Annotated in this window: 27 protein-coding genes, 1 tRNA gene and 2 pseudogenes; 23 read left to right on the top strand and 7 right to left on the bottom strand. The window is 59.5% G+C overall.

Annotation, left to right across the window (positions count from 1 at the left end; all coding sequences use genetic code 11):
* Positions 1-17 precede the first annotated feature (17 nt).
* From rpmI to EC919_RS03065, 9 genes are all read left to right on the top strand, one after another.
* The gene (rpmI, locus tag EC919_RS03105) at positions 18-212 is read left to right on the top strand and encodes a 50S ribosomal protein L35 (protein ID WP_003442181.1); all 195 of its coding nucleotides are present in this window, start codon (positions 18-20) and stop codon (positions 210-212) included.
* A 28-nt stretch (positions 213-240) separates the two neighbouring features.
* Positions 241-597 (top strand): 50S ribosomal protein L20, encoded by a 357-nt coding sequence (gene rplT / locus EC919_RS03100; RefSeq protein WP_007905879.1) that lies wholly within the window; start codon positions 241-243, stop codon positions 595-597.
* Between the two features lie 104 nt (positions 598-701).
* Complete coding sequence (gene pheS, locus EC919_RS03095; RefSeq protein WP_065991532.1) at positions 702-1,718, top strand: phenylalanine--tRNA ligase subunit alpha; 1,017 nt, start codon at positions 702-704, stop codon at positions 1,716-1,718.
* A gap of 32 nt (positions 1,719-1,750) precedes the next feature.
* Positions 1,751-4,129, top strand: coding sequence for a phenylalanine--tRNA ligase subunit beta (gene pheT, locus EC919_RS03090; RefSeq protein WP_133771113.1), 2,379 nt, complete (start codon positions 1,751-1,753; stop codon positions 4,127-4,129).
* 3 nt (positions 4,130-4,132) lie between these two features.
* Complete coding sequence (gene ihfA, locus EC919_RS03085) at positions 4,133-4,435, top strand: integration host factor subunit alpha (protein WP_002553164.1); 303 nt, start codon at positions 4,133-4,135, stop codon at positions 4,433-4,435.
* Positions 4,416-4,772 (top strand): MerR family transcriptional regulator, encoded by a 357-nt coding sequence (locus EC919_RS03080; RefSeq protein WP_074887387.1) that lies wholly within the window; start codon positions 4,416-4,418, stop codon positions 4,770-4,772. Before ihfA ends, EC919_RS03080 begins: the two co-directional genes overlap by 20 nt.
* Before the next feature lie 95 nt (positions 4,773-4,867).
* Positions 4,868-4,944, top strand: a tRNA-Pro gene (locus tag EC919_RS03075).
* Between the two features lie 299 nt (positions 4,945-5,243).
* Complete coding sequence (locus EC919_RS03070) at positions 5,244-5,615, top strand: hypothetical protein (RefSeq protein WP_243842198.1); 372 nt, start codon at positions 5,244-5,246, stop codon at positions 5,613-5,615.
* A 129-nt stretch (positions 5,616-5,744) separates the two neighbouring features.
* Positions 5,745-6,086: a hypothetical protein gene (locus EC919_RS03065; protein ID WP_133771111.1), complete on the top strand. Its 342-nt coding sequence runs from the start codon at positions 5,745-5,747 to the stop codon at positions 6,084-6,086.
* Positions 6,087-6,148: 62 nt separating this feature from the next.
* On the opposite strand, the gene EC919_RS03060 is transcribed toward EC919_RS03065, so the two are convergent.
* Positions 6,149-6,649, bottom strand: a complete 501-nt coding sequence (locus EC919_RS03060) for a hypothetical protein (protein WP_133771110.1) — start codon at positions 6,647-6,649, stop codon at positions 6,149-6,151.
* 389 nt (positions 6,650-7,038) lie between these two features.
* Here EC919_RS03060 and EC919_RS03055 point away from each other — a divergent pair, with 389 nt between their 5' ends.
* The 7 genes and pseudogenes from EC919_RS03055 (at position 7,039) to EC919_RS03035 (ending at position 12,153) form a co-directional block, all read left to right on the top strand.
* Complete coding sequence (locus EC919_RS03055; RefSeq protein ID WP_133771108.1) at positions 7,039-7,458, top strand: hypothetical protein; 420 nt, start codon at positions 7,039-7,041, stop codon at positions 7,456-7,458.
* Between the two features lie 283 nt (positions 7,459-7,741).
* Positions 7,742-7,873, top strand: coding sequence for a hypothetical protein (locus EC919_RS27565; protein ID WP_279587548.1), 132 nt, complete (start codon positions 7,742-7,744; stop codon positions 7,871-7,873).
* Positions 7,860-9,143 carry a translesion error-prone DNA polymerase V subunit UmuC gene (gene umuC / locus EC919_RS03050; protein WP_133771106.1) on the top strand — a complete coding sequence of 428 codons (1,284 nt, stop codon included), beginning with the start codon at positions 7,860-7,862 and terminating at the stop codon, positions 9,141-9,143. Before EC919_RS27565 ends, umuC begins: the two co-directional genes overlap by 14 nt.
* 177 nt (positions 9,144-9,320) lie before the next feature.
* Positions 9,321-10,394, top strand: a pseudogene (locus tag EC919_RS27755) (methyl-accepting chemotaxis protein); the annotation flags it as partial.
* A complete protein-coding gene (locus EC919_RS27750) occupies positions 10,377-11,249 on the top strand; it encodes a methyl-accepting chemotaxis protein (protein WP_432213789.1) in 873 nt (290 codons plus the stop codon). The pseudogene EC919_RS27755 and the gene EC919_RS27750, both read left to right, overlap by 18 nt.
* 302 nt (positions 11,250-11,551) lie before the next feature.
* Positions 11,552-11,773, top strand: coding sequence for a hypothetical protein (locus EC919_RS03040; RefSeq protein ID WP_133771102.1), 222 nt, complete (start codon positions 11,552-11,554; stop codon positions 11,771-11,773).
* 161 nt (positions 11,774-11,934) lie between these two features.
* Positions 11,935-12,153 carry a hypothetical protein gene (locus tag EC919_RS03035; RefSeq protein WP_074887411.1) on the top strand — a complete coding sequence of 73 codons (219 nt, stop codon included), beginning with the start codon at positions 11,935-11,937 and terminating at the stop codon, positions 12,151-12,153.
* Between the two features lie 76 nt (positions 12,154-12,229).
* Here the strand turns inward: EC919_RS03035 and pseH are convergent, their stop codons facing one another.
* A complete protein-coding gene (gene pseH, locus EC919_RS03030; protein ID WP_133771100.1) occupies positions 12,230-12,784 on the bottom strand; it encodes a UDP-4-amino-4,6-dideoxy-N-acetyl-beta-L-altrosamine N-acetyltransferase in 555 nt (184 codons plus the stop codon).
* A 167-nt stretch (positions 12,785-12,951) separates the two neighbouring features.
* On the opposite strand from pseH, the gene EC919_RS03025 reads away from it, so the two are divergent.
* Both EC919_RS03025 and EC919_RS27330 read left to right on the top strand, forming a co-directional pair.
* Positions 12,952-13,284 (top strand): DUF883 family protein, encoded by a 333-nt coding sequence (locus EC919_RS03025; RefSeq protein WP_133771098.1) that lies wholly within the window; start codon positions 12,952-12,954, stop codon positions 13,282-13,284.
* Positions 13,285-13,294: 10 nt separating this feature from the next.
* Positions 13,295-13,693, top strand: coding sequence for a DUF2934 domain-containing protein (locus EC919_RS27330; RefSeq protein ID WP_243842197.1), 399 nt, complete (start codon positions 13,295-13,297; stop codon positions 13,691-13,693).
* A gap of 74 nt (positions 13,694-13,767) precedes the next feature.
* Here EC919_RS27330 and EC919_RS03015 read toward each other — a convergent pair whose 3' ends face one another.
* Both EC919_RS03015 and mltA read right to left on the bottom strand, forming a co-directional pair.
* Complete coding sequence (locus EC919_RS03015) at positions 13,768-14,979, bottom strand: MFS transporter (RefSeq protein WP_133771096.1); 1,212 nt, start codon at positions 14,977-14,979, stop codon at positions 13,768-13,770.
* A gap of 119 nt (positions 14,980-15,098) precedes the next feature.
* Positions 15,099-16,256 carry a murein transglycosylase A gene (gene mltA / locus EC919_RS03010; protein ID WP_133771094.1) on the bottom strand — a complete coding sequence of 386 codons (1,158 nt, stop codon included), beginning with the start codon at positions 16,254-16,256 and terminating at the stop codon, positions 15,099-15,101.
* A 226-nt stretch (positions 16,257-16,482) separates the two neighbouring features.
* Here mltA and EC919_RS03005 point away from each other — a divergent pair, with 226 nt between their 5' ends.
* From EC919_RS03005 to EC919_RS27740, 3 genes and pseudogenes are all read left to right on the top strand, one after another.
* Positions 16,483-17,232, top strand: a complete 750-nt coding sequence (locus EC919_RS03005) for a hypothetical protein (RefSeq protein ID WP_133771092.1) — start codon at positions 16,483-16,485, stop codon at positions 17,230-17,232.
* 104 nt (positions 17,233-17,336) lie between these two features.
* Positions 17,337-18,470, top strand: a pseudogene (locus tag EC919_RS27745) (cache domain-containing protein); the annotation flags it as partial.
* A gap of 27 nt (positions 18,471-18,497) precedes the next feature.
* Positions 18,498-19,343: a methyl-accepting chemotaxis protein gene (locus EC919_RS27740; protein ID WP_432213788.1), complete on the top strand. Its 846-nt coding sequence runs from the start codon at positions 18,498-18,500 to the stop codon at positions 19,341-19,343.
* An 86-nt stretch (positions 19,344-19,429) separates the two neighbouring features.
* Here the strand turns inward: EC919_RS27740 and EC919_RS02995 are convergent, their stop codons facing one another.
* From EC919_RS02995 to ppnN, 3 genes are all read right to left on the bottom strand, one after another.
* Positions 19,430-19,876 (bottom strand): CBS domain-containing protein, encoded by a 447-nt coding sequence (locus EC919_RS02995; protein WP_133771088.1) that lies wholly within the window; start codon positions 19,874-19,876, stop codon positions 19,430-19,432.
* Positions 19,877-20,026: 150 nt separating this feature from the next.
* Entirely contained in the window at positions 20,027-20,620 is a 594-nt protein-coding gene (locus EC919_RS02990; RefSeq protein ID WP_133771086.1) for a GNAT family N-acetyltransferase, read from the bottom strand.
* A 199-nt stretch (positions 20,621-20,819) separates the two neighbouring features.
* Positions 20,820-22,193: a nucleotide 5'-monophosphate nucleosidase PpnN gene (gene ppnN, locus EC919_RS02985; RefSeq protein ID WP_133771084.1), complete on the bottom strand. Its 1,374-nt coding sequence runs from the start codon at positions 22,191-22,193 to the stop codon at positions 20,820-20,822.
* A gap of 199 nt (positions 22,194-22,392) precedes the next feature.
* Here ppnN and EC919_RS02980 point away from each other — a divergent pair, with 199 nt between their 5' ends.
* Entirely contained in the window at positions 22,393-22,920 is a 528-nt protein-coding gene (locus tag EC919_RS02980) for a sterol desaturase family protein (protein WP_133771770.1), read from the top strand.
* 131 nt (positions 22,921-23,051) lie between these two features.
* The gene (locus tag EC919_RS02975) at positions 23,052-23,771 is read left to right on the top strand and encodes a dienelactone hydrolase family protein (RefSeq protein ID WP_133771082.1); all 720 of its coding nucleotides are present in this window, start codon (positions 23,052-23,054) and stop codon (positions 23,769-23,771) included.
* Positions 23,772-23,795: the final 24 nt, after the last annotated feature.

The following is a 23,795-nucleotide window of genomic DNA, read 5'->3' as shown; positions in this document are numbered from 1 at the left end:
ATGCGGAGTATCCGAACATGCCAAAGATGAAGACTAAAAGTGGTGCAGCTAAGCGGTTTTTGAAAACCGCGAATGGCATCAAGCACAAGCACGCTTTCAAGAGCCACATCCTGACCAAAATGTCGACAAAGCGTAAGCGTCAATTGCGTGGAAGCAGCTTGCTGCATCCGTCCGACGTGGCAAAAGTCAAGCGCATGCTGCGCCTTTGCTAATTTTGATCAAGAACAGAGGAATTAACTCATGGCTCGTGTAAAGCGTGGCGTCATTGCCCGTAAGCGTCACAAAAAAATTCTGAAACTTGCTAAAGGCTACTACGGCGCGCGTTCACGCGTATTCCGTGTTGCCAAGCAAGCGGTAATCAAGGCTGGCCAATACGCCTACCGTGACCGTCGTCAGAAAAAACGTCAGTTCCGCGCTCTGTGGATCGCTCGTATCAACGCTGGTGCGCGTATCAACGGTCTGTCCTACAGCCGTTTCATCGCTGGCCTGAAAAAAGCGTCGATCGAGATCGACCGCAAGGTTCTGGCTGATCTGGCAGTGAACGAAAAAGCGGCGTTTGCTGCGATTGTCGAGAAAGCTAAAGCCACTTTGGCCTAAGTCCCCGGCAATCACCGGACCCCGCTCGGGGTTCGGTGTTAAACGTCATAAATAGGGGAAGAGCCTTGTAAGCTCTTCCCCTATTTTGTATCTGGAGTCTGTACATGGAAAACCTGGACGCGCTGGTCTCTCAAGCACTTGAGGCCGTGCAAAGCGCCGAAGATATCAATGCCCTGGAGCAAATCCGGGTTCTGTACCTTGGCAAGAAGGGCGAATTGACTCAGGTGATGAAGACCCTGGGAAATCTGCCTGCCGATGAGCGTCCGAAAGTCGGCGCGCTGATCAACGAAGCCAAGGAGCGTGTCACAGAGGTTCTCAATGCGCGCAAGGCGTCGTTCGAGGAGGCTGATCTTGCGGCCAAACTCGCGGCCGAATCCATTGACGTGACCCTGCCTGGCCGTGGCCAGACCACTGGCGGTCTGCATCCGGTTACTCGCACTCTGGAACGAATCGAGCAGTTCTTCACCCACATCGGCTACGGCATCGCCGAAGGCCCTGAGGTCGAAGACGATTATCACAATTTCGAAGCGCTCAACATCCCAGGCCATCACCCGGCCCGGTCGATGCACGACACTTTCTATTTCAATGCGAACATGTTGCTGCGCACCCATACCTCGCCGGTTCAGGTCCGCACCATGGAATCGCAAAAGCCACCGATCCGCATCGTCTGCCCCGGCCGTGTGTATCGCAGTGACTCCGATATTACCCATTCCCCGATGTTCCATCAGGTCGAAGGCCTGCTGGTCGACCGCGATATCAACTTCGCCGACCTGAAGGGCACCATCGAGGAATTCCTGCGCGTGTTCTTTGAAAAAGAGCTGGCAGTGCGTTTCCGTCCTTCGTATTTCCCGTTCACCGAGCCGTCGGCCGAAGTCGACATGGAATGCGTGATGTGCAGCGGCAAAGGTTGCCGTGTCTGCAAACAGACCGGCTGGCTTGAAGTCATGGGCTGCGGCATGGTCCACCCGAACGTGTTGCGCATGTCGGGCATCGATCCGGAAGAATTCCAGGGCTTCGCCTTTGGCATGGGCGTAGAGCGTCTGGCGATGCTGCGCTATGGCGTCAACGACTTGCGCCTGTTCTTCGACAACGACTTGCGGTTCCTCGCGCAATTTCGCTAGGTCGCCCGTAACGAATTCTTTAGGAGAGCAGGATGAAATTCAGTGAACAATGGCTGCGTGGCTGGGTTAGCCCGCAAGTGTCCCGCGACGAGCTGGTTGCTCGTCTGTCGATGGCCGGCCTCGAAGTAGACAGCGTCACCCCGGCAGCGGGCGTTTTCAGCGGTGTCGTGGTGGGCGAGGTGTTGAGCACCGAGCAGCACCCGGATGCCGACAAGCTGCGCGTTTGCCAGGTCAGCAACGGCGCCGAGACCTTTCAGGTGGTGTGTGGCGCGCCAAACGTGCGCCCCGGTCTGAAGATTCCGTTTGCCATGATCGGCGCTCAATTGCCGGGCGATTTCAAGATCAAGAAAGCCAAACTGCGGGGCGTTGAGTCCAACGGTATGTTGTGCTCCCAGGCCGAGCTGCAGGTGGGTGAGGGCAATGACGGCCTGATGGAGCTGCCGACCGACGCACCGGTGGGCCAGGATGTGCGCGTTTATCTGGAGCTGGACGACGCAAGCATCGAAGTCGACCTGACGCCCAACCGTGGTGACTGCCTGTCGGTCGCGGGTCTGGCCCGTGAAGTGGGTGCGCTCTATGACGCCGTCGTCACGCGCCCACAGGTTGCAGTAGTTCCGGCCGTGCACGATGAAGTGCGTCCGGTAGAGGTGATTGCTTCTGCGGCATGCCCACGTTATCTGGGGCGCGTCATCCGTAACGTGGACCTGTCACGCCCTACGCCGTTGTGGATGGTTGAGCGCCTGCGTCGCTCGGACGTTCGCAGCATCGACGCTGCAGTCGACATCACCAACTACGTGATGCTTGAGCTGGGTCAGCCGTTGCACGCATTCGACCTTGCCGAGATCAACGGCGGCATTCGCGTTCGCATGGCGGAAGAGGGCGAGAAGCTCGTGCTTCTGGATGGTCAGGAAGTCAGCCTGCGCGCTGATACCCTGGTCATTGCCGACCACCAGCGTGCCCTGGCTATCGCCGGTGTCATGGGTGGCGAGCACAGTGGCGTGTCCGCGACCACTCGCGATATCTTCCTCGAAAGCGCCTTTTTCGATCAGATTGCCGTTGCCGGCAAAGCGCGTTCGTACGGCCTGCACACCGACGCCTCCCATCGCTACGAGCGTGGTGTTGACTGGCAGCTGGCCCGCGAAGCCATGGAGCGCGCCACTGGCCTGCTTCTGGAAATCACCGGTGGTGAAGCCGGCCCGGTCATCGAAACCGTCAGTGATCAGCACCTGCCTTCGGTTGAGCCGATCATTCTGCGTGCCGAGCGTATCGAGCAGATGCTCGGCATGAAGATGGACGCAGCGGAAATCGAACGCCTGCTGACGGCGCTCGGCCTCACCGTCGCGCCTCATGCCAGCGAGCAATGGCGCGTTGAAGTGCCAAGTCATCGCTTTGATATCACCCTCGAAGTCGATCTGATCGAGGAGCTGGCCCGCCTCCACGGTTACAACCGTCTGCCGGTTCGTTACCCGCAGGCGCGCCTGGCACCGCAGCCACGCGCCGAGGCGCAGAGTGATCTGCCAGCCTTGCGTCGTCTGCTGGTCGCGCGCGGTTATCAGGAAGCAATCACCTACAGCTTCATCGACCAGAAGTGGTTCGAGCTTTTCAGCCCGGGCGTAGAACCGCTGTTGCTGGCCAATCCGATCTCGGCTGACATGTCGGCGATGCGCTCGTCCCTGTGGCCGGGTCTGGTGAAGTCGCTGCAGCACAACCTCAATCGCCAGCAGGATCGCGTGCGCCTGTTCGAGAGCGGGCTGCGTTTCGTCGGTCAACTGGAAGGTCTGAAGCAAGAGCCCATGCTGGCCGGCGTGATCTGCGGCAGCCGCCTGCCGGAAGGTTGGGCGCAGGGCCGCGATGTCGTCGATTTCTTCGACGTCAAGGCTGACGTCGAGGCAGTGTTGGGCTTCGCGGGGGCGCAAGATGATTTCCGTTTCGTACCCGGAAGCCATCCCGCGTTGCACCCGGGTCAGACCGCGCGTATCGAACGTGACGGGCGTGAAGTCGGCTACATCGGCGCGCTGCACCCGGAGCTGTCGAAGACCCTGGGCCTTGATCGTCCCGTGTTCGTTTTCGAGCTGGTTCTGGCCGAAGTTGCCGTTGGCCGCCTGCCGAAATTCCATGAGCTTTCACGCTTTCCGGAAGTGCGTCGCGACCTGGCGCTGTTGGCTGATCGTGATGTTTCGGCGACCGCCGTGCTGGACGTTATTCGTGAAAATGCAGGGGAATGGCTCACAGACCTCAGGCTATTTGATGTTTATCAGGGTAAAGGCATTGATCCGCTTAGAAAAAGCCTTGCAGTCGGCTTGACCTGGCAACATCCATCGCGCACTCTTACTGACGATGAGGTAAACGCTTCGACGCAGCAAATTCTCACCTCGCTAGAGGAAAGGTTAAACGCCACGTTAAGGAAGTAGCGTATGGGGGCTCTGACGAAAGCTGAGATGGCCGAACGTCTGTACGAAGAGCTAGGCCTGAACAAACGAGAAGCCAAGGAACTGGTCGAGCTGTTCTTTGAGGAGATCAGGCACGCTCTGGAAGATAACGAGCAGGTCAAATTGTCCGGATTCGGCAATTTTGATCTGCGCGATAAACGCCAGCGACCGGGCCGAAACCCCAAGACAGGGGAAGAAATCCCGATTACCGCTCGCCGTGTGGTCACCTTTCGCCCAGGGCAGAAACTGAAGGCCCGAGTTGAGGCTTATGCTGGAACCAAGTCATAACGACGAGCTACCGCCTATCCCCGGCAAACGCTACTTCACCATTGGTGAAGTCAGCGAGCTCTGCGCGGTCAAACCGCACGTTCTGCGTTATTGGGAGCAGGAGTTTCCTCAACTCAACCCGGTCAAGCGCCGCGGAAACCGCCGTTATTATCAGCGACAGGACGTGCTGATGATCCGCCAGATCCGCGCGCTGCTTTACGATCAGGGCTTCACCATTGGGGGCGCGCGTCTGCGCATGTCCAGCGATGAGGTCAAGGACGATTCGCTGCAGTACAAGCAGCTGATCAAACAAATGATTGTAGAGCTGGAAGATGTGCTGGTTGTGCTTCGGAAGTGACGTCCCGCGGTGAACTGAAATACTTCCATCATTCAAAAGCTTAGGGTATATTCCTCGACGCTTTCGCAAGAACCCGCAACACCTTAACGCCTAGTCGGGGCGTAGCGCAGTCCGGTAGCGCACTAGCATGGGGTGCTAGGGGTCGAGTGTTCGAATCACTCCGTCCCGACCATACTTTTCAATGACTTAGCCCAATCTTCTCAGGTTGGGCTTTTTCATGTCTGGAGATTTTCGGGGCTCATCCTGACTTCATTGTTGCAGACACGTCATCTCTGAGCTCACGGAACTGGCAATTCAGTCGATGCTCGGCGAGCAGTTCTGACAGCCCCGCCCATGATTTTCTGACGCTCAGGTTTCAGGCTCACCAGGCAGCATCTTCGCGGCGGCCTCGACGATTTGCTTCCGAAGGGCCGGTGGCGATAGAGGCTGAAAAGGTATTAAAGCGGCCTGCTTACTGAAAGGATTCGAGCTATGCGCTACTGGATTGGTTGTATGTTGCTCGCGGTCACTGCCGCTGCATGGGCTGATGAAGCACAGATGAAACAATGGGCAAAAATGGACCGCTGCTCCAACGCAGCGTCCGTCGTAGTTTCGATAATCGAAGAAACCTCTGATACGTTCAAACAAGCGCTCGCTCTTCAAGGCGCGATAAAAGGACTTAAAACCAATTCGAAGTTGGGTGAGGCGACCCCTACACCCACTGAGGTGTCGGGCTCCTACAATATGGCGCTTCGGATATCTGCGGGGATGCCGCGACCATTCGGGAAACGCGATCACGACTGGTTGATCGCACAATCTGCATCAGCGTGCTCATTGTGGATACCGGACGCCAAGCCTGAGTAGTTAGCCTGACGATTGTTTCCGACGGTGGCGGATAGCTTGGCGTTTGACGGGTTTTGGTGCGCGATAAGGTGCGAGTCGCTTTGGCTGCCAGCGCGCGGGCCGAAGTTTCTATCAATAGGGAGTTTTTGAATGTTGTCGATCAGAATGTCTGCTCTGCCGCTTTGTCTGGCTCTGTTGGGCTATGCAGGCAACTCTTTCGCGAGCCCGGAAGATGAAAAGCAGCAAGGCCTTGTAGTGCTGGTTGCAATGGAGCAGGTCTGCAATAACGCGAATCCTGGCATGAAGAGCGATGTTGAGAATGTCATGGCATCGGATTCCACGATTGATGAGGCAACAAAGGCGGAAGTGAGAAAAATCAAATCTGACCCTGCCTATAAATTCAAGGTGAGCAGCATGGCTGACAACTTGATGCACTCCCCAATGGGGGCGTATGTTGCCAAAGACATGTGCAAGAATTACGGCTCGAAATAGTCAGTTCCACTGCAAGGTACCGAAAATCACCGAGATCGTTGCTCAGTATTCGAGGCTGAGGCTCAGTATTTGGTATGGAGGTGCTGTGCGTCATCTCGCTTCATGGCGCTGATGCCACCGAGCGTCCAGAAGGAAATCCCGAACAAGAGCAGCGAAATCAGTACGCCGCCGCTCATGATGTAAAAACCTGGCCGAAAGCTATGGACGTTGGCTGCGACGGCGCTGTAATCCGGAAACCAGCGCGAATAGATCAAGGTGACGTCTTCGTCTACTCCACAGTTTTCCCTCTCGCCGCAGCCAGTGTCCAGGTATTGCCCTTCGTGAGGCCGGTTATCTTGGTCCACGTAACGGTAGTGGACGATTTTTGCGAGTCGGTTTCTCGTGATTTCTTCCAGCTGCGTCACCGTGCCGTTCACTTGGGACCCATTCCACTGAAGGGCTGCGTAGGTGAAACCTTCGTTTCTCGCCATCGCGGCAAATGCTAATAAAACACAGCATGCGATAGTTAGCAGGACGACCCGGTTGTACAGATGGTCTAGTTCTGCCTCACGTGGATTAAACATCTAATGCTCCATGGCTTACGGGGGAATGTGTACCTATCGGCGACGTACACAAGAACTTTATCGTCATGGTCAGCCAGGGCCAGGCCGCTTCTCTTCTGCTCCGTGACTCGCGCAGTGCAGCTGGACCGCCAGCAAGTTGGAAACCGGCGCCAGCCTGTTACCTGGACTGCTTGCAATCGCTCAGAGGTCGATTACCCCATACAGAGAGTTGGCACTTCATTGAAGGGGCGTCCCCTTTTCCATGCGCGGACGCTTAGGGGTGTGGATCGCACCTCATATGAGAATTAAGGGAAATGTAGCATTAGGCCATCTACGGGCACTTTAAGTGTGTACAATGCGCGGCGCTCAGTTCCAGCTCTGGCTGAGCATTATTTATATAGGGAATTCAGATGTACGCTCTTCGCAACGTGTCAGCAGCCGTTTTGATAGTTTTGACTGCTGGCTGCGCTTCCGGTTTGGATCACACGCAGGAATCTGAACTGGCTGGCTATCGTGCCAACCATCTTGACGTTCAAGAAAAAAGTCCAGGCCTGGCCGCAGGACTGGGCCTCCTGCCTGGCGGTGGGTCGTTCTACGGGCGCGCTTACGGCTACGGTGTTGTCAACCTGTTGCTGTGGCCATTGTCCATTATCTGGGATCCTGTCAGTGGCTACGACGCAGCTGAATCCATCAACTATCAGGCATCAAAGGCTCATGTAGCCAGCTTGAAGCGGCAAGACATGGATCGTCTTGATGCCAAGCTTTCAGCCAACGAGATTGACCTGAAAACTTATACCCTGGAAAAGCGAAAAGTTGACAATCTGTACTAACTATCCCTAAACATGGATGGAGCCCGCTGTAATGAACTGAGCGTCATGCGCAGTACCTACAGTGGCCCAGCCTTATCCTTTCCCACCGGCAGGGAATTGACTCTGCCGAGCTGGGTAGCTGCTCTGGCACAAGCCCCTCAGATCAATGGTCCGCAGGCTCGTAGATCGAGTAGCGTCCGCACCTACGGTCACCCGTCGAAAATTCCTGCACAGAACATTGACCGGAGCCAGGCTAGAATGTTAACTGTATATACGTACAGTTAATTACGGCAAGGCTTGCATCATGAGCGTCACCATTCTTGGCCCATTGTCGGCCGACGGCGAAAAGCTGCGTCTTTACGCCTTTCATGTACCGGCCGAGCGGGTGATTCGGGCTGTGGTGAAATACAGCGTCCGCGATCATGACAAAGCCTGAGTCTGTCTTTGCGCTGATCGACTGCAACAGCTTTTATGCCAGTTGCGAGCGCGTCTTTCGGCCTGACCTCGCCAAAACGCCCATCGTGGTGCTGTCCAATAACGACGGCTGCGTGATTGCCCGAAGCTATGACGCAAAGCCGTTCGTGAAAATGGGTGCGCCTTACTTTCAGATCAAGGACCAATTGCGCCGAGACGGTGTGATCGCGTTCAGCAGCAATTACGCACTGTATGGCGACATGAGCGAGCGGGTCATGAGCATCATCGAATCGATGGTACCCGCGCTGGAGGTCTACAGCATCGACGAGGCCTTCGCTGACCTTTCTGGCATCCCTGGCGACGATCTGACGGCTTTCGGAAGGCAGATTCGGAACACCATCTACAAGCGCACCGGCATCCCGGTCGGCGTGGGGATAGCGCGTACCAAAACATTGGCAAAGCTCGCCAATCACATGGCAAAGCGCTTGCTGGCCAAGACCGGCGGGGTGGTCGATATCTGCGACCCGTTCAACCGTGACTGGACGTTGCGTAACACGGAAGTCGGCGAGGTCTGGGGCGTGGGCAAGCGTATGAAGGCCCACCTCGACGTCATGGGGATCAAGACCGCGATGGACCTGGCGAAGGCTGATCCCTGGACATTGCGGCAGAAATTCAGCGTGGTGATGGAGAAGACTGCGCGCGAATTGTCAGGGACTCCATGCCTGGAGCTGGGGGAGGCCGATCCGCCTAAGCAGGAGATCTGCTGCAGCCGAATGTTTGGCAGCCGGTTGACGACTATTGAGCCCATCAGGGAAGCCGTCGCCACCTACACCCAGCGCGCTGCGGAGAAGCTCCGGGCACAGAACTCGCTGTGCAAGAGAATCCGGGTCAGCATCCGAACGGGGATGTTCAATCCTGAGGAGGCCAAATATGCCAACGGCGCCATGGTCGAATTGCCTTATCCCACCAACGACGTGCGCTTGATGACGAAAGCGGCAACGGAAGCGGTTAACTGCCTGTTCCGGGCAGGCTTCAAATACAGCAAGGCGGAAGTACTTTTAATGGATCTGCGGCAGCCCGGTGAATTTACCGATGATCTGTTTACTCATTCGCAACCCGTGGAAGCGGAGAAGGTGATGAACGTGCTGGACGATATCAATGCCAAGTGGGGGCGTGGAACGTTGCGCGCGGCAAGTGTGCCTGCCGCCCCCGAATGGGCCATGCGGCAGGATCTGATGAGTCAGAGCTTCACGACGCAAATCGGTCAGTTGTGGACCGTGAGGTGCAATTAGGGGTGTGATGCTGGGTAAAACGCGGAAGGAAGAGAGCACATGCCCTAAAGCATGGCCGCCTGAATCGATAGATAAATTCGAACGGAATGATCAGTTTTAACGATCATCCATTTGATTAACTTTTCAACCAGGGAGTCGATAACGAAGCATTACGAAAAAAATCAAGGGCTACAGGCGATGAGATCCAATTGGCTGGATAATTTGAAAGTCAGCAAGAAGCTCGGCATAGGCTTCGGTGCCATTCTGCTGGGCGTCCTGGTGGTTACCGGGATTGGGTATAACAGCGCCGACCTGCTGATCAAGCGACTGGAAAAGGCAGCCAGGGTCGCTGAAGTGAAGGCCGACATGCTCGACGTTAAAATTGCCTCGCAAGCGTACGCCGCCAGCCCCAGTGCCAGCGCTGCAGAGGGTTACAGCGCTGCCCTTGTGTCATTGAACAGCACCATTGATAAAGGTCTGCAGATTCTGACGGTTTCCAAAAACGTTGACATGCTCAAGGCCATCGATAACCAGGCAGCAGAGCTCAAGAAAACCTTCGATCAACTGGTCAGCAACAACCAGAAAATCGATGGGGCGATGAAGCCGTTGATCAAGGTCTCCGATGAGGTGAGCGCTACCTTCGAGAGGCTGCTGCAGAAGACGCTGGAGGATGTGTCGCGCTCGCCAGACCAGGCCGGTATCGACGATGTGAAGATTGCAGGCGACCTGCGCAATGGGATGACCAACTTCCGCCTGGTATTCCGTCGCTACTTGAGCATTCCTAACGCTGACAACCGCCAGGCCACTTTTGCGACTGCCGACGCGCTGCTGGGCCAGGTGGCTGCCGCCCGTAGCCAGCTCCCCGTTCAGTCAAACGCGGCAGTCGACACCTCGCTTGTCGCGCTTGGGCAGTACAAAGAAAACATGGCGATCATCTCGCAGATGCTGCAGCAAAATGACCAAATACGCGACGCGTTGCAGCAGCTCACCAACGACACCGTTAAAAGTGTTGAGGACTTGATGGCCTCACAGGTGGTTGCGGCAAACAATGAAAAGAGCAATGCGATTATCCAGTTGTTCAGCGTGGCGTTGGTTGTGCTGTTGCTGGGTGTGCTCGCCGCTGCACTGATCACCCGCCAGATCACTCGTCCACTTAACGACAGCGTCATCGCAGCCCGGCGCATCGCCGACGGCGACCTGACCTACGACATTGGCACAGACCGGAAAGACGAGTTGGGCCTGCTGCAAAACACCATGCAGCACATGACGTCTTCCCTGCGCGAACTGATTGGCGGCATCGGTCAGGGCGTGACCCAGATCGCAACCGCCGCCGAAGAGTTGTCGGCCGCGACCGAACAGACCAGTGCGGGCGTCACTCAGCAGAAACTGGAAGTTGACCAGGTTGCAACGGCCATGAATGAAATGGCTTCAACTGTGCAGGAGGTCGCACAAAATACCGAAGACGCTTCGCGCGCGGCCAGGCAAGCTACCGAGCGCGCTGCCCATGGCAGTACGGTCGTACAGCATGCGACCAGAGAAATCAGTCAGCTGTCTGGCGAAGTCGGGCAGTTGGGCGTGGCGATGCAGCGTCTGACCCATGACAGCGACAAGATCGGCAGCGTGATCGACGTGATCAAGGCCGTTGCGGAGCAAACCAATCTGCTCGCGCTCAACGCAGCCATCGAAGCGGCACGCGCCGGCGAACAAGGCCGCGGTTTTGCGGTGGTGGCTGACGAGGTCCGGTCACTGGCTCAGCGGACACAAAGCTCGACGACTGAAATCGAAGCGCTGATCCAGGCCCTCCAGCACGGCACCGTGGAAGCGTCGAGCTTGATGGACGCCAGCATGCGGCGCACAGAGGGGACCGTAGACCTGGCACGGCAGGCCGAGCAAGCGCTCTTGGAAATCACTCACGCCATTGGCACGATAGAGCAGATGAGCCAGCAAATTTCGGCCGCCGCTGAGGAACAAAGCGCTGTGACCGATGAAATCAATCGCAGTGTCATCAGTGTGCGTGACGTTGCCGACCAGTCAGCGACCGCGACGGAGCAGAGTGCTGCCTCGACATTGGAACTGGCACGCCTGGGCAACACCCTGCAGAACATGGTGGCTCGCTTCAAGGTGTGACTCCACGGGGCTGTGCTGTACACAAGAAACCGCTTCGGCGGTTTTTTGTTTGGCAACACTGAGTGCGTCGCTCAGGCTTCAGGTTCGCTGAACGCTGGCACCGAGGAGTTCATTGGCTGCACAGTGGCGATGGAGCTTGCCCGGATTGTAGTGATCATCTGCGCTATCGGCCTGATTGCGATGACAAGCAGCGCTGTTTCAGCGGCTCACCGCGCCATTCATCTTCCACCGGGCACTAATTCACCTCAGCCCACCTCTGTCCTGTAAGCGCAGATTTCCTGCGTCTCGTAATGGAGATGATCATGGGTATCGAAGACAACGGGCCAGAGAACGCGTATCCGGGCCCTGCCGAGCCGGGCAGCGAAGAAGAGGTCTATCCCGACGCGAGTGCAGACTCGGCACAAGGCATCGACAATGATGAGGACCCGGCCATCGCAGCTCGCAACAAGGGCCTGGATGAGATGGAGATTCCTGACAATCCCCCGGTGGACGAAGACGAGGAGCCCTCTCCGGGCAATCGCTGAACACCGCGCTTCACACTGAACCCCACCCCGCGTGGGGTTTTTCCTACAGGACGGCCCATGTGTTACACAAATGAGCCACTCGTCGGAACGCGCGCACTATCACGCGCACTATCAAGGGGTTGGGCACTCCATTCATTAGCCAAAAAAATAAGGTGCCCCGGATGAGACCTCAGATCTACGATATTCCCAACGCACTCGACCTGATCAGCGAGCTGGATCAGGCAACCGAGCAGATGATGTCTATCCCCGTCGAGCACATTGGCGGCGCGCAGTGGGAAGTGGCCTTCGTCCGGCAGCAGAGCGCGTTTCGAAAGTGGCGCGACTATTTGTATTGCAAAGCCGATGAACGCCCCGCGGTTCGACTCTTGAACATTGCGTGAGCAGCGGCCAGTAATCAGCGAATAATAGTTGTGCCCTCACGCTTCCGCGCCTGAGCACGCAAGCCCGCTGGTTGCACTAACGACGCCCCGCAACCCGCTCCACCGCAGCCAGCACCCTGGGGCGCTGCGCCTGCCACTCGCCTTTGGTAATGCCGAGCAGCACTGCGCCGAGACGTTTTCCATCGCGCAGGATGTGTTCCCGCCGTACACCCTCGATCACAAAGCCGAATTTCTGATGCATCTTGATCACCGCCGGGTTGATCTCGAGCACTTCGCAGTTGAGCTTCTCCAGCCCTGCGGCGCCGAACGCATGGTCGAGCATCCATAACTCCACCTGACTGCCGAGGCCTTTGCCCTGCAGCGTGGTGTCGAGGTAGAAGGCCCAGTCCGCCGTGCCGTGGGTGGTGTTGATGGCGCTCAGGGACACAACGCCCACAGGTGCGGCTTCCATCACGATAACGAAGACTTGCTGCCGGGAACTGGATCGGAGCCCTTCAAGCCAGGCCAGATGCTCGGTTTCGCTGATCTCATGGTCCGTGTACATGAATTTGCGCACGTCTGGCTGATTGCGCAATTGCCGGATGCGGCCTTGCTGGTCGGCAGGCAGGTCGAGGATCGGTACGACTTTCATGGCATCCCTTTTGAATTCTTCATACGTCTATCAAGTCCCTGTTCAGTCGGCCCGGCGAGCGTGCTTGATGACTTGCAGCCCGGCAGACTGGGGTTTTTTCAAAGTTTCCGGAACGAATCGATTGGCGCCTCAGTCAACCTTTCTCACACCCAGGAGGCAAAAATATTATGCCAAGCGATATCACTGAAAAGCTGCGTGACGATCTTTATCAGAAAACCCGTTCAGAGCTGAACACTTTTCTCGATGAGACCAATGCCTTGCTGGCGGCAGGGGATGCCTTGAACGAGGACCGCACCACTCAGGCCCGTGAACGCCTGAAGGATTTTCTGGCCCGTGGCACCAGCGCGGTGACCGAGGTCGAAATGGACGCTCAACCTGCGCTGACCCGCGCGGTGGGTAATGCCAAATCCTACGTGACGACCCATCCATGGGCCGCCGTCGGCGTGGCTGCAGGCCTGGGCCTGGTCGCCAGCCTGTTGCTCAAACGCAACAGGGATTGAGGAGGCCATCGTGGTTCGCCGTCGATTTCCGGTGGATCCGTTAAGTCCGACCAGCGGCCGGCTAGCGTTCGCCGGCTTTTGCACGCCCGTCATTTACCCTCGTTATCGGCTGGTACTGTTCATGGCGGGTACCGTAGCGGACGATGGATTCGGCACCGCTCTGGCGCCGGCCACTGTCTTGCGCAAGCATAAATGGGGGATACGCATGAATGTCGACGAAGACACTGTTCGTCAGTTGGCCCAGTTGATCTGGGAGACCGAAGGCAAGCCTGAAGGGCAGGAATCCCGTCACTGGGAAATGGCCACACGTCTGGCCGAGTCCGCTGCCATGGCACCGGTCCGTACTTCAAGCAAGCACAAGGTCGATACGTTGTTCCCGTCGCCCGATGAGGCAGACCCCAACGCGTGACAAGTCTGGAGCTCGCCCAGGCGCAGTGCCGGGGCGAAGCTCGGATCAACCTCGCCATCACACAGCGCCAGGCTTCAGACTGACCCGGAAGCCTGCCGGGCAAAGCGGCGATCAGCGTGCCGCGCATCCATCAGCGCCCAATACCACATACCCAGACCGCCCAGCGTCAATGCCGCTGCTGCATAGCCCGTGGCCGGCAGACCGTAGCCTGCCGCTATCACAGCGCCGCCTGCCAGCGGGCCAATGGCGTTCGCCATATTGAACGCGCTCTGCACCAGTGCGCCCGCGAGTGATTGCGCATGGGGCGCAACGTCCATCAGGCGGGTTTGCAGGATCGCTGCCAGGCCCACGCCGCAACCGATGAAGAACACCAGCGGAATGAGCAGCCAGAGGTTGTCGGTGGCCGAGGGGTACAACGCCAGTACCAGCGCGGTGAAGCCCAGCGACACCCCGGCGGCGAGCATTGTGGCGCGGTCGGCGGCCCAGCCACAGATCAGGTTGCCGACGGTGGTGCCCAAACCGAACACGGCCATGACCACCGGGATCATGAAACGTGAGGCGTGGGTGACGTCGATCAGCGTGGCCGCCAGATAGGTGTACACGCAGAAGATCCCGCCGAAGCCGATGCCGGCGATGCCCAGGGTCAGCCAGACCTGCCGGGAGCGTAGAGCATTGAGTTCGCGCAACGGGCTGGCGTCGGCGTCGGCAGGGGATGCGGGTGCCAGGCAGCGGATCAGCACAGCGGTGATAGCCGCCAGCCCGGCGACGATTGCCATGCCCCAGCGCCAGCCGATGGTCTGGCCGATCCAGGTGGCGAACGGCACGCCGATGATGGTGGCGATGGTCAGCCCCATGAACACCCGGGACACCGCTTGGGCGCGGCGATTCTTCGGCACCAGCGAAGCGGCCAGCAGCATGGCCACGCCGAAGTACGCGCCGTGGGGGAAACCGCTGAGAAAGCGGAAGAACACCAGCCATGGCAGCGAAGGCGCTACGGCGCTCAGCCCGTTGGCGATCCCGATGAAAGCGGCCAGTGCCACCAGCAAGGCCCGTCGCGGCAGGCGCACGCCGAGCACCATGATGACCGGCGAACCCACCACCACGCCCAATGCGTAGGCACTGATGGCATGCCCGGCCAGCGGCTGGGTGACCTGGAAGTCAGCGGCTATGAAAGGCAGCAAGGTCATCGAAGCGAATTCGGTGGTGCCGATGGCAAACGCGCCCATGGCGAGGGCGAATAGCAGCCAGCCCATATTGAAATGTTGCGGGGTGTGGGAGGTATTCATGGCAGATCGAGAAGGGTTTCCGGGAAGAAGCATGCTGTGATACTTGAAACCGATTTCAGTTCAACCCGCGATTCGCGCCGGCTGACGCGGGTGGCGCATCAGTCGGCGGTTCAGCGCGATCAATCCTTGGGTTTGGCATCCGGCAGGGCGGCGCCTTTGGGCCACAGCATCCAGATTTGCCCTTGTTGCTTCATATTCCCGGCCAGTTCGCCGGCTGCGTCGCCGGTGCCCCAGAACATGTCAGCGCGGACTTCGCCGGCGATGGCGCCGCCGGTGTCCTGCGCCGCGACCGGGCGTACCAGCGGCGTGCCGTCGGGACGGGTCGACGACAGCCATAACAGGCTGCCGAGGGGAATCACCTTGCGATCAATTGCCACGCTGTAGCCGGCGGTCAACGGCACGTTCAGTGATCCGCGCGGGCCTTCGGTGCTGTCCGGGCGCAGGGTGAAGAACACGTAGCTCGGGTTGCTGCCCAGCAGTTCGTTCACGCGTTCGGGGTGCGCAATCGCCCAGTCGCGGATGCGCCCCATGGACACTTCGTCCTTGGTCAATTGGCCTTGCTCCACCAGCCAGCGGCCGATCGGCTTGTAGGGGTAGCCGTTCTGGTCGGCGTAGGCGATGCGCAGTTGACGGCCGCTCTCCAGCTGAACCCGACCCGAGCCCTGGATTTGCAGGAACTGCAGGTCGATGGGGTTTTCCAGCCAGGCCAGCACGGGCGCATTGGCGCCTTTGGTGCCGATGGTGGCGGCGTCGTCGTAGGGACGCAGCACGCGGCCGTCAAGTCGCCCGCGCAGGCGCTTGCCCTTGAGCTCGGGATAGATGCTGTCGAGGTTGACGATGATCAGGTCGTCGGGCACGCCATACACCGCCACCGGGTGCGCGTCGTTGCGCTGCTCGCTGCCTTTATAGATTGGCTCGTAGTAGCCAGTGATCAGGCCATTGGCGCCGTGCTCGGAGGAACGCAGGCTGTAAACCTGCAACTGACTCTTGAGGAAGTCGCGCACCGCGGCAGGATTCTGCGGCACCTGGGCGGCGAGGGCACAGGTGCCGCCCCAGACCGGGTCCTTGGCCAGACGCTTGCACGCCGAGAACCAGCTGTTGTAACCCGCCATCAGGTCGGCGTCGTTCACCGCCGGCAGTTTGTCCCACTCGACGCTGACGTAGGTCGTCGCTTCGGAGGGCTTGGTCTTTGGCGCGCCGCCATCGCAGGCAGCGAGGAGGGCGATCAGGGGAGCGAGGCAGAATACGAAACGGCGCCAGTGCAGGCTTGTGGTCATCACGCGGGGTGTTTCCTGAGAATCATGCGAAGGCGGCTAGCTTGGTGAAAGCGGAGGGCTGCGTCAAATGGATGAGGGAATCATTTGCATGAAAGCTCACAGGGCCGCCGAATCGCTTTAAAAGCGGATTTGCCGCCGACATTGCACTTTTTTGCCTTCAGCCGTTCTGACCTTGGCCGGGACGCGGCGATTCACGCCGCGTCCAGTTCGTTGAAGCCTGGGATTGATGCTCGCCGTGTTTTCCGTTTTATCCGTTTGCCGTCTTCTGCGCCCGCTGTTTGTTCTGTGCATGCTCGGGCTCGGCGCCGCGGGTTGTACGCGCCAGGACGGCCAGGAGGTCGCCACGCAGTTCAGCGAGACGCGCCCCCAGGAGTTCTTTCAGACCAGCGTGGACCGCATGGCGACACTGGCCATGGCCGACAACCTCGACAGCCTTTATCTGCTGATGAACAAACTCTACCTGCGCAATCCCGGCGAGTGGCGCAAGTCCGGCTTCGTCGACGCCGCGGCTGCCGAGCGCAACGTGCGACAGGCCATCGAGCAACAGAAGCCGTTGCCGCAGCTGGGCACTCGACGCGACCTCGCCGCCCTGAGTTACGCCCTGAGCCCGGAATTCCTTGGCGATCGCGTCGGCGCCTTCATTTATGCCATCGGCAGCATGCTGGTCACGGCCCACGGCGGGCGCCTGGAATTCTTCATGACCGACCAGATCAACCCGACCTTCGTCAGCAACGCTGCGCGCAATATCGAGAAGGCCACCTGGCTGCTGAGCCAGCGGCAGAACGCCAATGGCGAGCTGCTGTTGTTCTCCAACGAGATTTCAGAGGAGGGCAGCAACCTCAGTTTCGCCACCGAATTCGGCAAGATCGTGGCGCGCCTGGATCTGCTCACTCAGATGCTCGACGAGCGGTATAGACGCATCGGTTTGAATTACGCCCAGAGCCTGCTGTTCCTGAATTTCCTCCCGGTACAGTGACGCCCTGCTGCGCCGGAAAAAACAATTTTCTGGCCCCTCATCCTTGTCGGCTTTCGGTCGATAGCCCTTCAGGAGTCTGCAAAAACAACTACAAAATTCATGGCATGGGGTCGACGATGTTTAAAACAGTGCAGGCGCGCTATACGGTCATATTTGTGGCCTTGGTGGTGGTGATCGCGGTGATCACCGAACAGGGCATCGTTCACTTCGTCACGCCCAAGGTCCGCGCGACCCAGGAGCAGGTGGTGCTGAGCCAGGTTGATCAGATCGGCACGCGTATCCTGTCGGACCTGGCCCGCGTAGAGGCCCAGTCCCGGGCGATTACCCAGGCGGTGCCGCTGCTGGACAGCGATGGCATCGACAAAGTGCTGCCAGGCCTGGTCGATCAGTACGGCGATCAGAAAGTCTTCGGCGGCGGCGTCTGGCCGATGCCTGACAAACGCACGCCGGGGCGCAACAAACACAGTTCGTTTTTCCACCGTGACGGCAGTGGCCAGTTGGTGGTGAGCACGTTCTGGAACTCCGACCCTGCGCCCAATTACTGGGAACAGCCGTGGCACCGCGCCGGGCAGAACGCACCCAAAGGCAAATGCGCCTGGGCCGCGGCCTATCAGGACGAAGCCAGCCCGCAGCCGCGTACCAATTGCGCGATGGGCATCTACAAGGATGGCGCGCTGTACGGCGTTTCGACCATTGACGTCACCCTGGGCTTCTTCAACGGCCTGATCCAGGAAAAGGAAAAAGACATTCAGGGTCAGGTGATGATCGTCGAGCGCGACGGCAAGATCCTCACCAATCAGATCCGCATCCCCGGCGAAATCATCCTCAAGAACATTTCCGGCTTCAGCGGCCAGTCGATGTTTGCCAAAGCCATTCAGGACGGCCTCGGCAAAGTCTCCGGCGATGGCGTGTATTCCCGGGAATACATCGACCCGCAACTGGGTGACCTGACCTTCTTCCTGCGTCCGGTGGTGGGCACGCCGTGGATGATTGCCACCTCGCTGCCGACCGCCATGCTCACCGCCAGCAGCACCGAAGTGCTGAAGACCCTGGGCTGGTTGCAGATTCCCCTGGTCATTCTGTTGCTGATGGTGCTGGGGTTTGCCTTCCATCGTCTGCTGGCCCGCCTGACCGTTCTGCGCACCAACATCGATGCGCTGTCGTCGGGTGAAGCCGATCTGACCCGCCGTATTCCGATCAAGGGAGAAGATGAGCTGGACGCTGTCGGCCATTCGGTCAACAAGTTCATCGCCTTCCAGCAAGCCATGATTGTCGAGGTGCGCAACGGCACCGAGCAGATCTCGGCCGGGCTGGTGCAGTTGCAGGATCAGTCGCGCAACATCAACCAGATCCTCAACCGTCACGCTTCGGAAACCGATCAGGCCGTGACCGCGATCAACGAGATGAGCGCCACCGCCGACAGCGTCGCCGAGAGCGCTACGCAGACGGCGAGCTTTACCCAATCGGCGAACGATGCCGCCCAGCGGTCCCGCGACGTCGTCGACGAAGCATCTGTCAGCGTGCGGGCCTTGGTGGCCGAAGTTGAAGACGCCACAAAATACGTGCAGGAAATGCAGGTCGACGCCAAGCGCATCACCGACGTGCTTGGGGTCATTGGCGGCATTGCCCAGCAAACCAACCTGCTGGCCCTCAACGCGGCCATCGAAGCGGCGCGGGCGGGTGAGCAGGGCCGAGGCTTTGCCGTGGTGGCCGACGAGGTGCGGGCGCTGGCCGGTCGCACCCAGCAGAGCACGTCGGAAATCAACGAGATGCTCGCGCGGCTGGAGCAGGGCGTGAGCACCGCCGTGGGCGCCATGGAAAAAACCAAGATCAGTTGCCAGTCCACCGCCGACCGTACGTCGCGGGTCAACGAAGGCCTGGATGGCATGGCCGGTTCCGTGCTGCGCATTCATGACCTCAGCGCGCACATTGCAACGGCGGCAGAAGAGCAGAGCGCGGTGACCGAGGAGATCAACCAGAACATGATCGCCATTCGGCACATGGTCGGTGAACTGGTGGGTTGTGGTCAGCAGACCGACACCAGCGTAGACGCGCTGATGGCGTCCAATGAGCGGCTGGTGGCGATGATCGATCGCTTCAAGGTTCGCTAAACGGCAATCCATTCACACGCGCAAAGCGAAGCCGGAGCCCTTGAAGCTCCGGCTTTTTTGTGTGGCGCAGCAGGTGTGTGGGCTGCTCAGTAGCTTTCGCCGCGAATGTATTCCTGCATTTTTTCGATCAGCCTGGCCTGTTCCGCAATAGCCGCCTTGACCAGGTCGCCGATGGACAGCAGACCGATCAGCTGGCCTTCGTCCACCACCGGTAAATGGCGCAATCGGCGGTCGGTCATGATGTTCATGCAGTGCTCGACCGAGTGCTGCGAACCCACGGTCTGTACGTCGTGGGTCATGATGTCGCTGATCGGGGTGCCGGCCGAGGCGCGGCCCTTGAGCTCCATCTTGCGGGCGTAATCGCGCTCGCTGACGATGCCGACCACCTTGCCGTCGCGCACCACCGGCACGGCACCGATGTTTTTCTCGGCCATCAGCTTGATCGCCTCGATGACCATCTCCCCGGGCCCGACGGTGTGAACGTCAGCGTGATGCGGGTCTTTCAACTTCAGTAGTTCGGCTACGGTCGTCATGCTGGCCTCTCCGGCGCGTTTCTTGTGAGCACGGCCAATCTGGCCGTGCATAGAGGATCGTCGAGAGATGGCATTCCGGCAAGTTTGAAAGCGCCATGCAGGGCCTCAAAAGCGTCATGCCGGCGGGCAGTTCCCGATTGCCTGAAAAGATCAGGCCGATCCGTCAGAGGGCTTGCGCCGCGGGCGGGAGATCACCGATTCGATGTTCTTGCGTCCGATCAGCAACGGGCTTTTGGCTTTGCGCGAGGCCGGCATGTCCGCCAGCCATTTGTACATCACCAGACAATCCACCAGCCCGAGCCGGGCATGGCGGTAAGCGCGGGGCAGACGGCCGACGATCTCAAAACCGAGTTTCTGCCAGAGCGCGACGGCGACGTCGTTGGTGGCCACTACGGAGTTGAACTGCATGGCCGAGAAGCCGCTGTCCAGCGCCAGTTGCTGCGAGTGCTCGCACATCAGGCGCGCGACGCCGCGGCCCCGCGCGGCCGGGGTGACCATGTAGCCGCAGTTGCTGACATGGCTGCCAGGCCCGGCAGCGTTGGCCTTCAGGTAATAGCTGCCGAGCAGCACGCCGTCTTCTTCGGCGATCAGTGTGTGCAGCGGGTATTCCAGCCACAGGTGCCGGGCTTGCTCGAAGCTCAGGTCGGGGGCGTAGGCGTAGGTTTCCTGCGCCTGGACCACGGCCTGAAAAGTGGGCCAGAAGACCTCGAAGTCGTCGGCGGTCATGGGGCGGATGTGGATCATGAGGCATTCCGTGGGATTGCGAACGTCACCCGTAGGCGCCGGCCTGCTGGCGAATGAGAGGGTTCATTCGCCATAAAGGGGTTTGGACGGACGCCTTCGTCCGATCGCGGCCCGCAGCAAGCCGGCTCCCACAGGAACTGCGTTTATTCCGGACAGCGTGGGAAACCGCCGGATGTCGGTTAGCGCTACATCAGGTAAGTCAGGAAACCACCCGATAACACGGCACATAGGCCGCGCCGCCCGGCAGCTTCATCCGGTGCTGTTCGACGAAGGCCTGCAACAGCTTGTCCAGCGGCTTCATCACCTCGGCGTCACCGTGGATTTCATACGGGCCGTGTTCTTCGATCAGGCGAATGCCCTTGTCCTTGACGTTGCCCGCCACAATCCCGGAAAACGCCCGGCGCAGGTTGGCCGCCAGTTCGTGGGGCGGCAGGTCGCGGCGCAGTTGCAGGCTGGCCATGTTGGCGTGGGTCGGGTCGAACGGACGCTGGAAGCTCTCTTCGATCTTCAGCAGCCAGTTGAAGTGGAACGCGTCGGCGCGGTCGCGGCGGAACTGGCGCACCGAAGCCAGGCCAAGGGTCATCTGCCGCGCCACTTCCGACGGGTTGTCGATGATGATCTGGTAATGCTTGTGCGCGGCGTCGCCCAGTGTCGCGCCGACGAACGCGTGCAATTGCTCCAGGTACGGCGCGGTGCTTTTCGGGCCGGTCAGGATGACCGGGAACGGCAGGTCCTGGTTGTCCGGGTGCATGAGGATGCCCAGCAGGTAGAGGAATTCCTCCGCCGTGCCTGCGCCACCCGGGAAAATGATGATGCCGTGGCCGACACGCACGAAGGCTTCCAGGCGCTTTTCGATGTCCGGCAGGATCACCAACTCGTTGACGATCGGGTTCGGCGCTTCGGCCGCAATGATGCCCGGCTCGGTCAGGCCCAAATAACGGCCGCCGGTGATGCGCTGCTTGGCATGGGCAATGGTGGCGCCCTTCATCGGGCCCTTCATCACGCCAGGACCGCAGCCGGTGCAGATGTCCAGCTTGCGCAGGCCCAGCTCATGGCCGACTTTCTTGGTGTATTTGTATTCTTCGGTGTTGATCGAGTGGCCGCCCCAGCACACCACCATCTTCGGTTCGACGCCGGGGCGCAGGGTGCGGGCGTTGCGCAGCAGGTGGAAAACGTAATCGGTGATGCCCTGGGAGCTGCTCAGGTCGATCCGCTGGCTGTCGAGCTCGCTCTCGGTGTAGACGATGTCGCGCAGGGCGCTGAACAGCATCTCACGGGTGCTGGCGATCATCTCGCCGTCAACGAAGGCGTCGGCCGGGGCGTTCAGCAGTTCGAGGCGCACGCCACGGTCTTGCTGGTGGATGCGCACTTCGAAGTCCTGATAGGCCTCTAAAATGGTTTTCGCGTTATCGACATGGGCGCCGGTGTTAAGGATGGCCAGGGCGCACTGGCGGAAAAGGGTGTAGATGCTGCCGGAGCCTGCGGCGCTGAGTTGCTGGACTTCACGTTGCGACAGTGTTTCCAGGCTGCCCTTGGGGCTGACCGAAGCGTTGATGACGTGTCTTGGAGCCATTCTTTATTCCTTGAAAGCGGTGCCGGCCGCCGCGAGGGGCAGGGCACGAATACAGTGAACGTTCGAGACGCTCACCCATGGGGCCATTTTTTACATCGGTTGGTCAGGAAAGCAAACGTTGTGAGCGCGAATCTGGAAATTTCCCGTGACCCCGGTATGCTGCACGTCGACGTCCAGACCCATCGGCCTTCCCGACGCTATGATCTTCAACTTCACGATTTTCCTCGTCACCCTTGTCGCCATGGAAGGGGTCGGCTTTCTCGCCCACAAGTACGTCATGCACGGCTGGGGCTGGTTCCTGCACAAGTCCCACCACGAAGAACAACTCGGCGCGTTCGAAACCAACGACCTCTATCTGCTGGCGCTGGGCCTGGTGGCAGTCGCGCTGATCGTCGCCGGCAACAGCGGCCATGACCCGCTGCAATGGGTGGGCGCAGGCGTTGCGGCGTTCGGCCTGATCTACGTGCTGGTTCACGACGGCATGGTCCATCGCCACTGGCCTGCGCGACCACGGCCGCGCAACCGCTACCTCAAACGCCTCTACCACGCGCACTTGATGCACCACGCGGTCAAAGGCCGACGCAACAGCGTGTCGTTCGGCTTCCTTTATGCGCCTTCGGCCGCCACCCTGAAAAAGCAGCTGCGCGATCATCGCTCGGCCCCCGGTGACGAGCGTTGCCGAGACATGCCCGGCGCTGCCATGGGCAGAGATCTGCAAAACGGCTGAACGGATGCCACGCCGAACCTGTCATTAATTTCATGTGCGTCGCGCTGTTCAGCGTCGCGTTGCTGTCGTAGAACTGACGGCCAGTCGTCTCAGGCTGTCAATCCAACCGAATGTCTTCTCCGGAGAACCCCATGACGCAAGCATCGACCCACGCAACGGGCAAGACCGTCACCTTCAAACGCCCCGACGGCAAAGAGTTGAGCGGCTATCTGGCTAGCCCGGCCAAGACCGAAGGCGCACCCGCCGTGGTGGTGATTCAGGAATGGTGGGGCCTCAACGACCAGATCCGTGGCGTGGCCGATCGGCTGGCGGCGTGCGGTTATCTGGCGCTGGTGCCTGACCTTTACCGTGGCGAAATGACGGTTGAGGAAGAAGAAGCCCATCACCTGATGGACAAACTCGACTTTGCCGATGCCGCCACCCAGGACATTCGCGGCGCCGTGCAGTACCTCAAGGGCCACAGCCAGAAAGTCGGTGTCACCGGCTTTTGCATGGGCGGCGCGTTGACCCTGCTGGCACTGAACTTCATCCCCGAGCTGTCCGCTGGTGTGGTGTTCTACGGCATGCCGCCGCTGGAATTCCTTGACCCCGCCGCGATCAAGGTGCCGGTGCAGGCGCACTGGGGTACTCAGGATGAATTCTTCCCGGCGGACGGCGTCGATCAGCTCGAAGCCAAACTCAGCGAAGGCGGCGTCGACCTGGAGTTCCACCGCTACCTGGCCCACCATGCCTTTGCCAACGAAGAAGCCGTCGGCCCTGGCCGGATTCCGGGCACGCAGTACGACCCGGTCTGGGCGCAACTGGCCATGGACCGCACGCTGACGTTCTTCGGCCGCACCTTGTGGGGCTGAGTGACGGCTTAGTCCTGCGTATCA

This window comes from Pseudomonas graminis, assembly GCF_004364335.1.
Classification (GTDB): domain Bacteria; phylum Pseudomonadota; class Gammaproteobacteria; order Pseudomonadales; family Pseudomonadaceae; genus Aquipseudomonas; species Aquipseudomonas graminis_D.
Note: the sequence above shows the minus strand (reverse complement) of the source record. Positions and strands in the feature narration are given on the sequence as shown.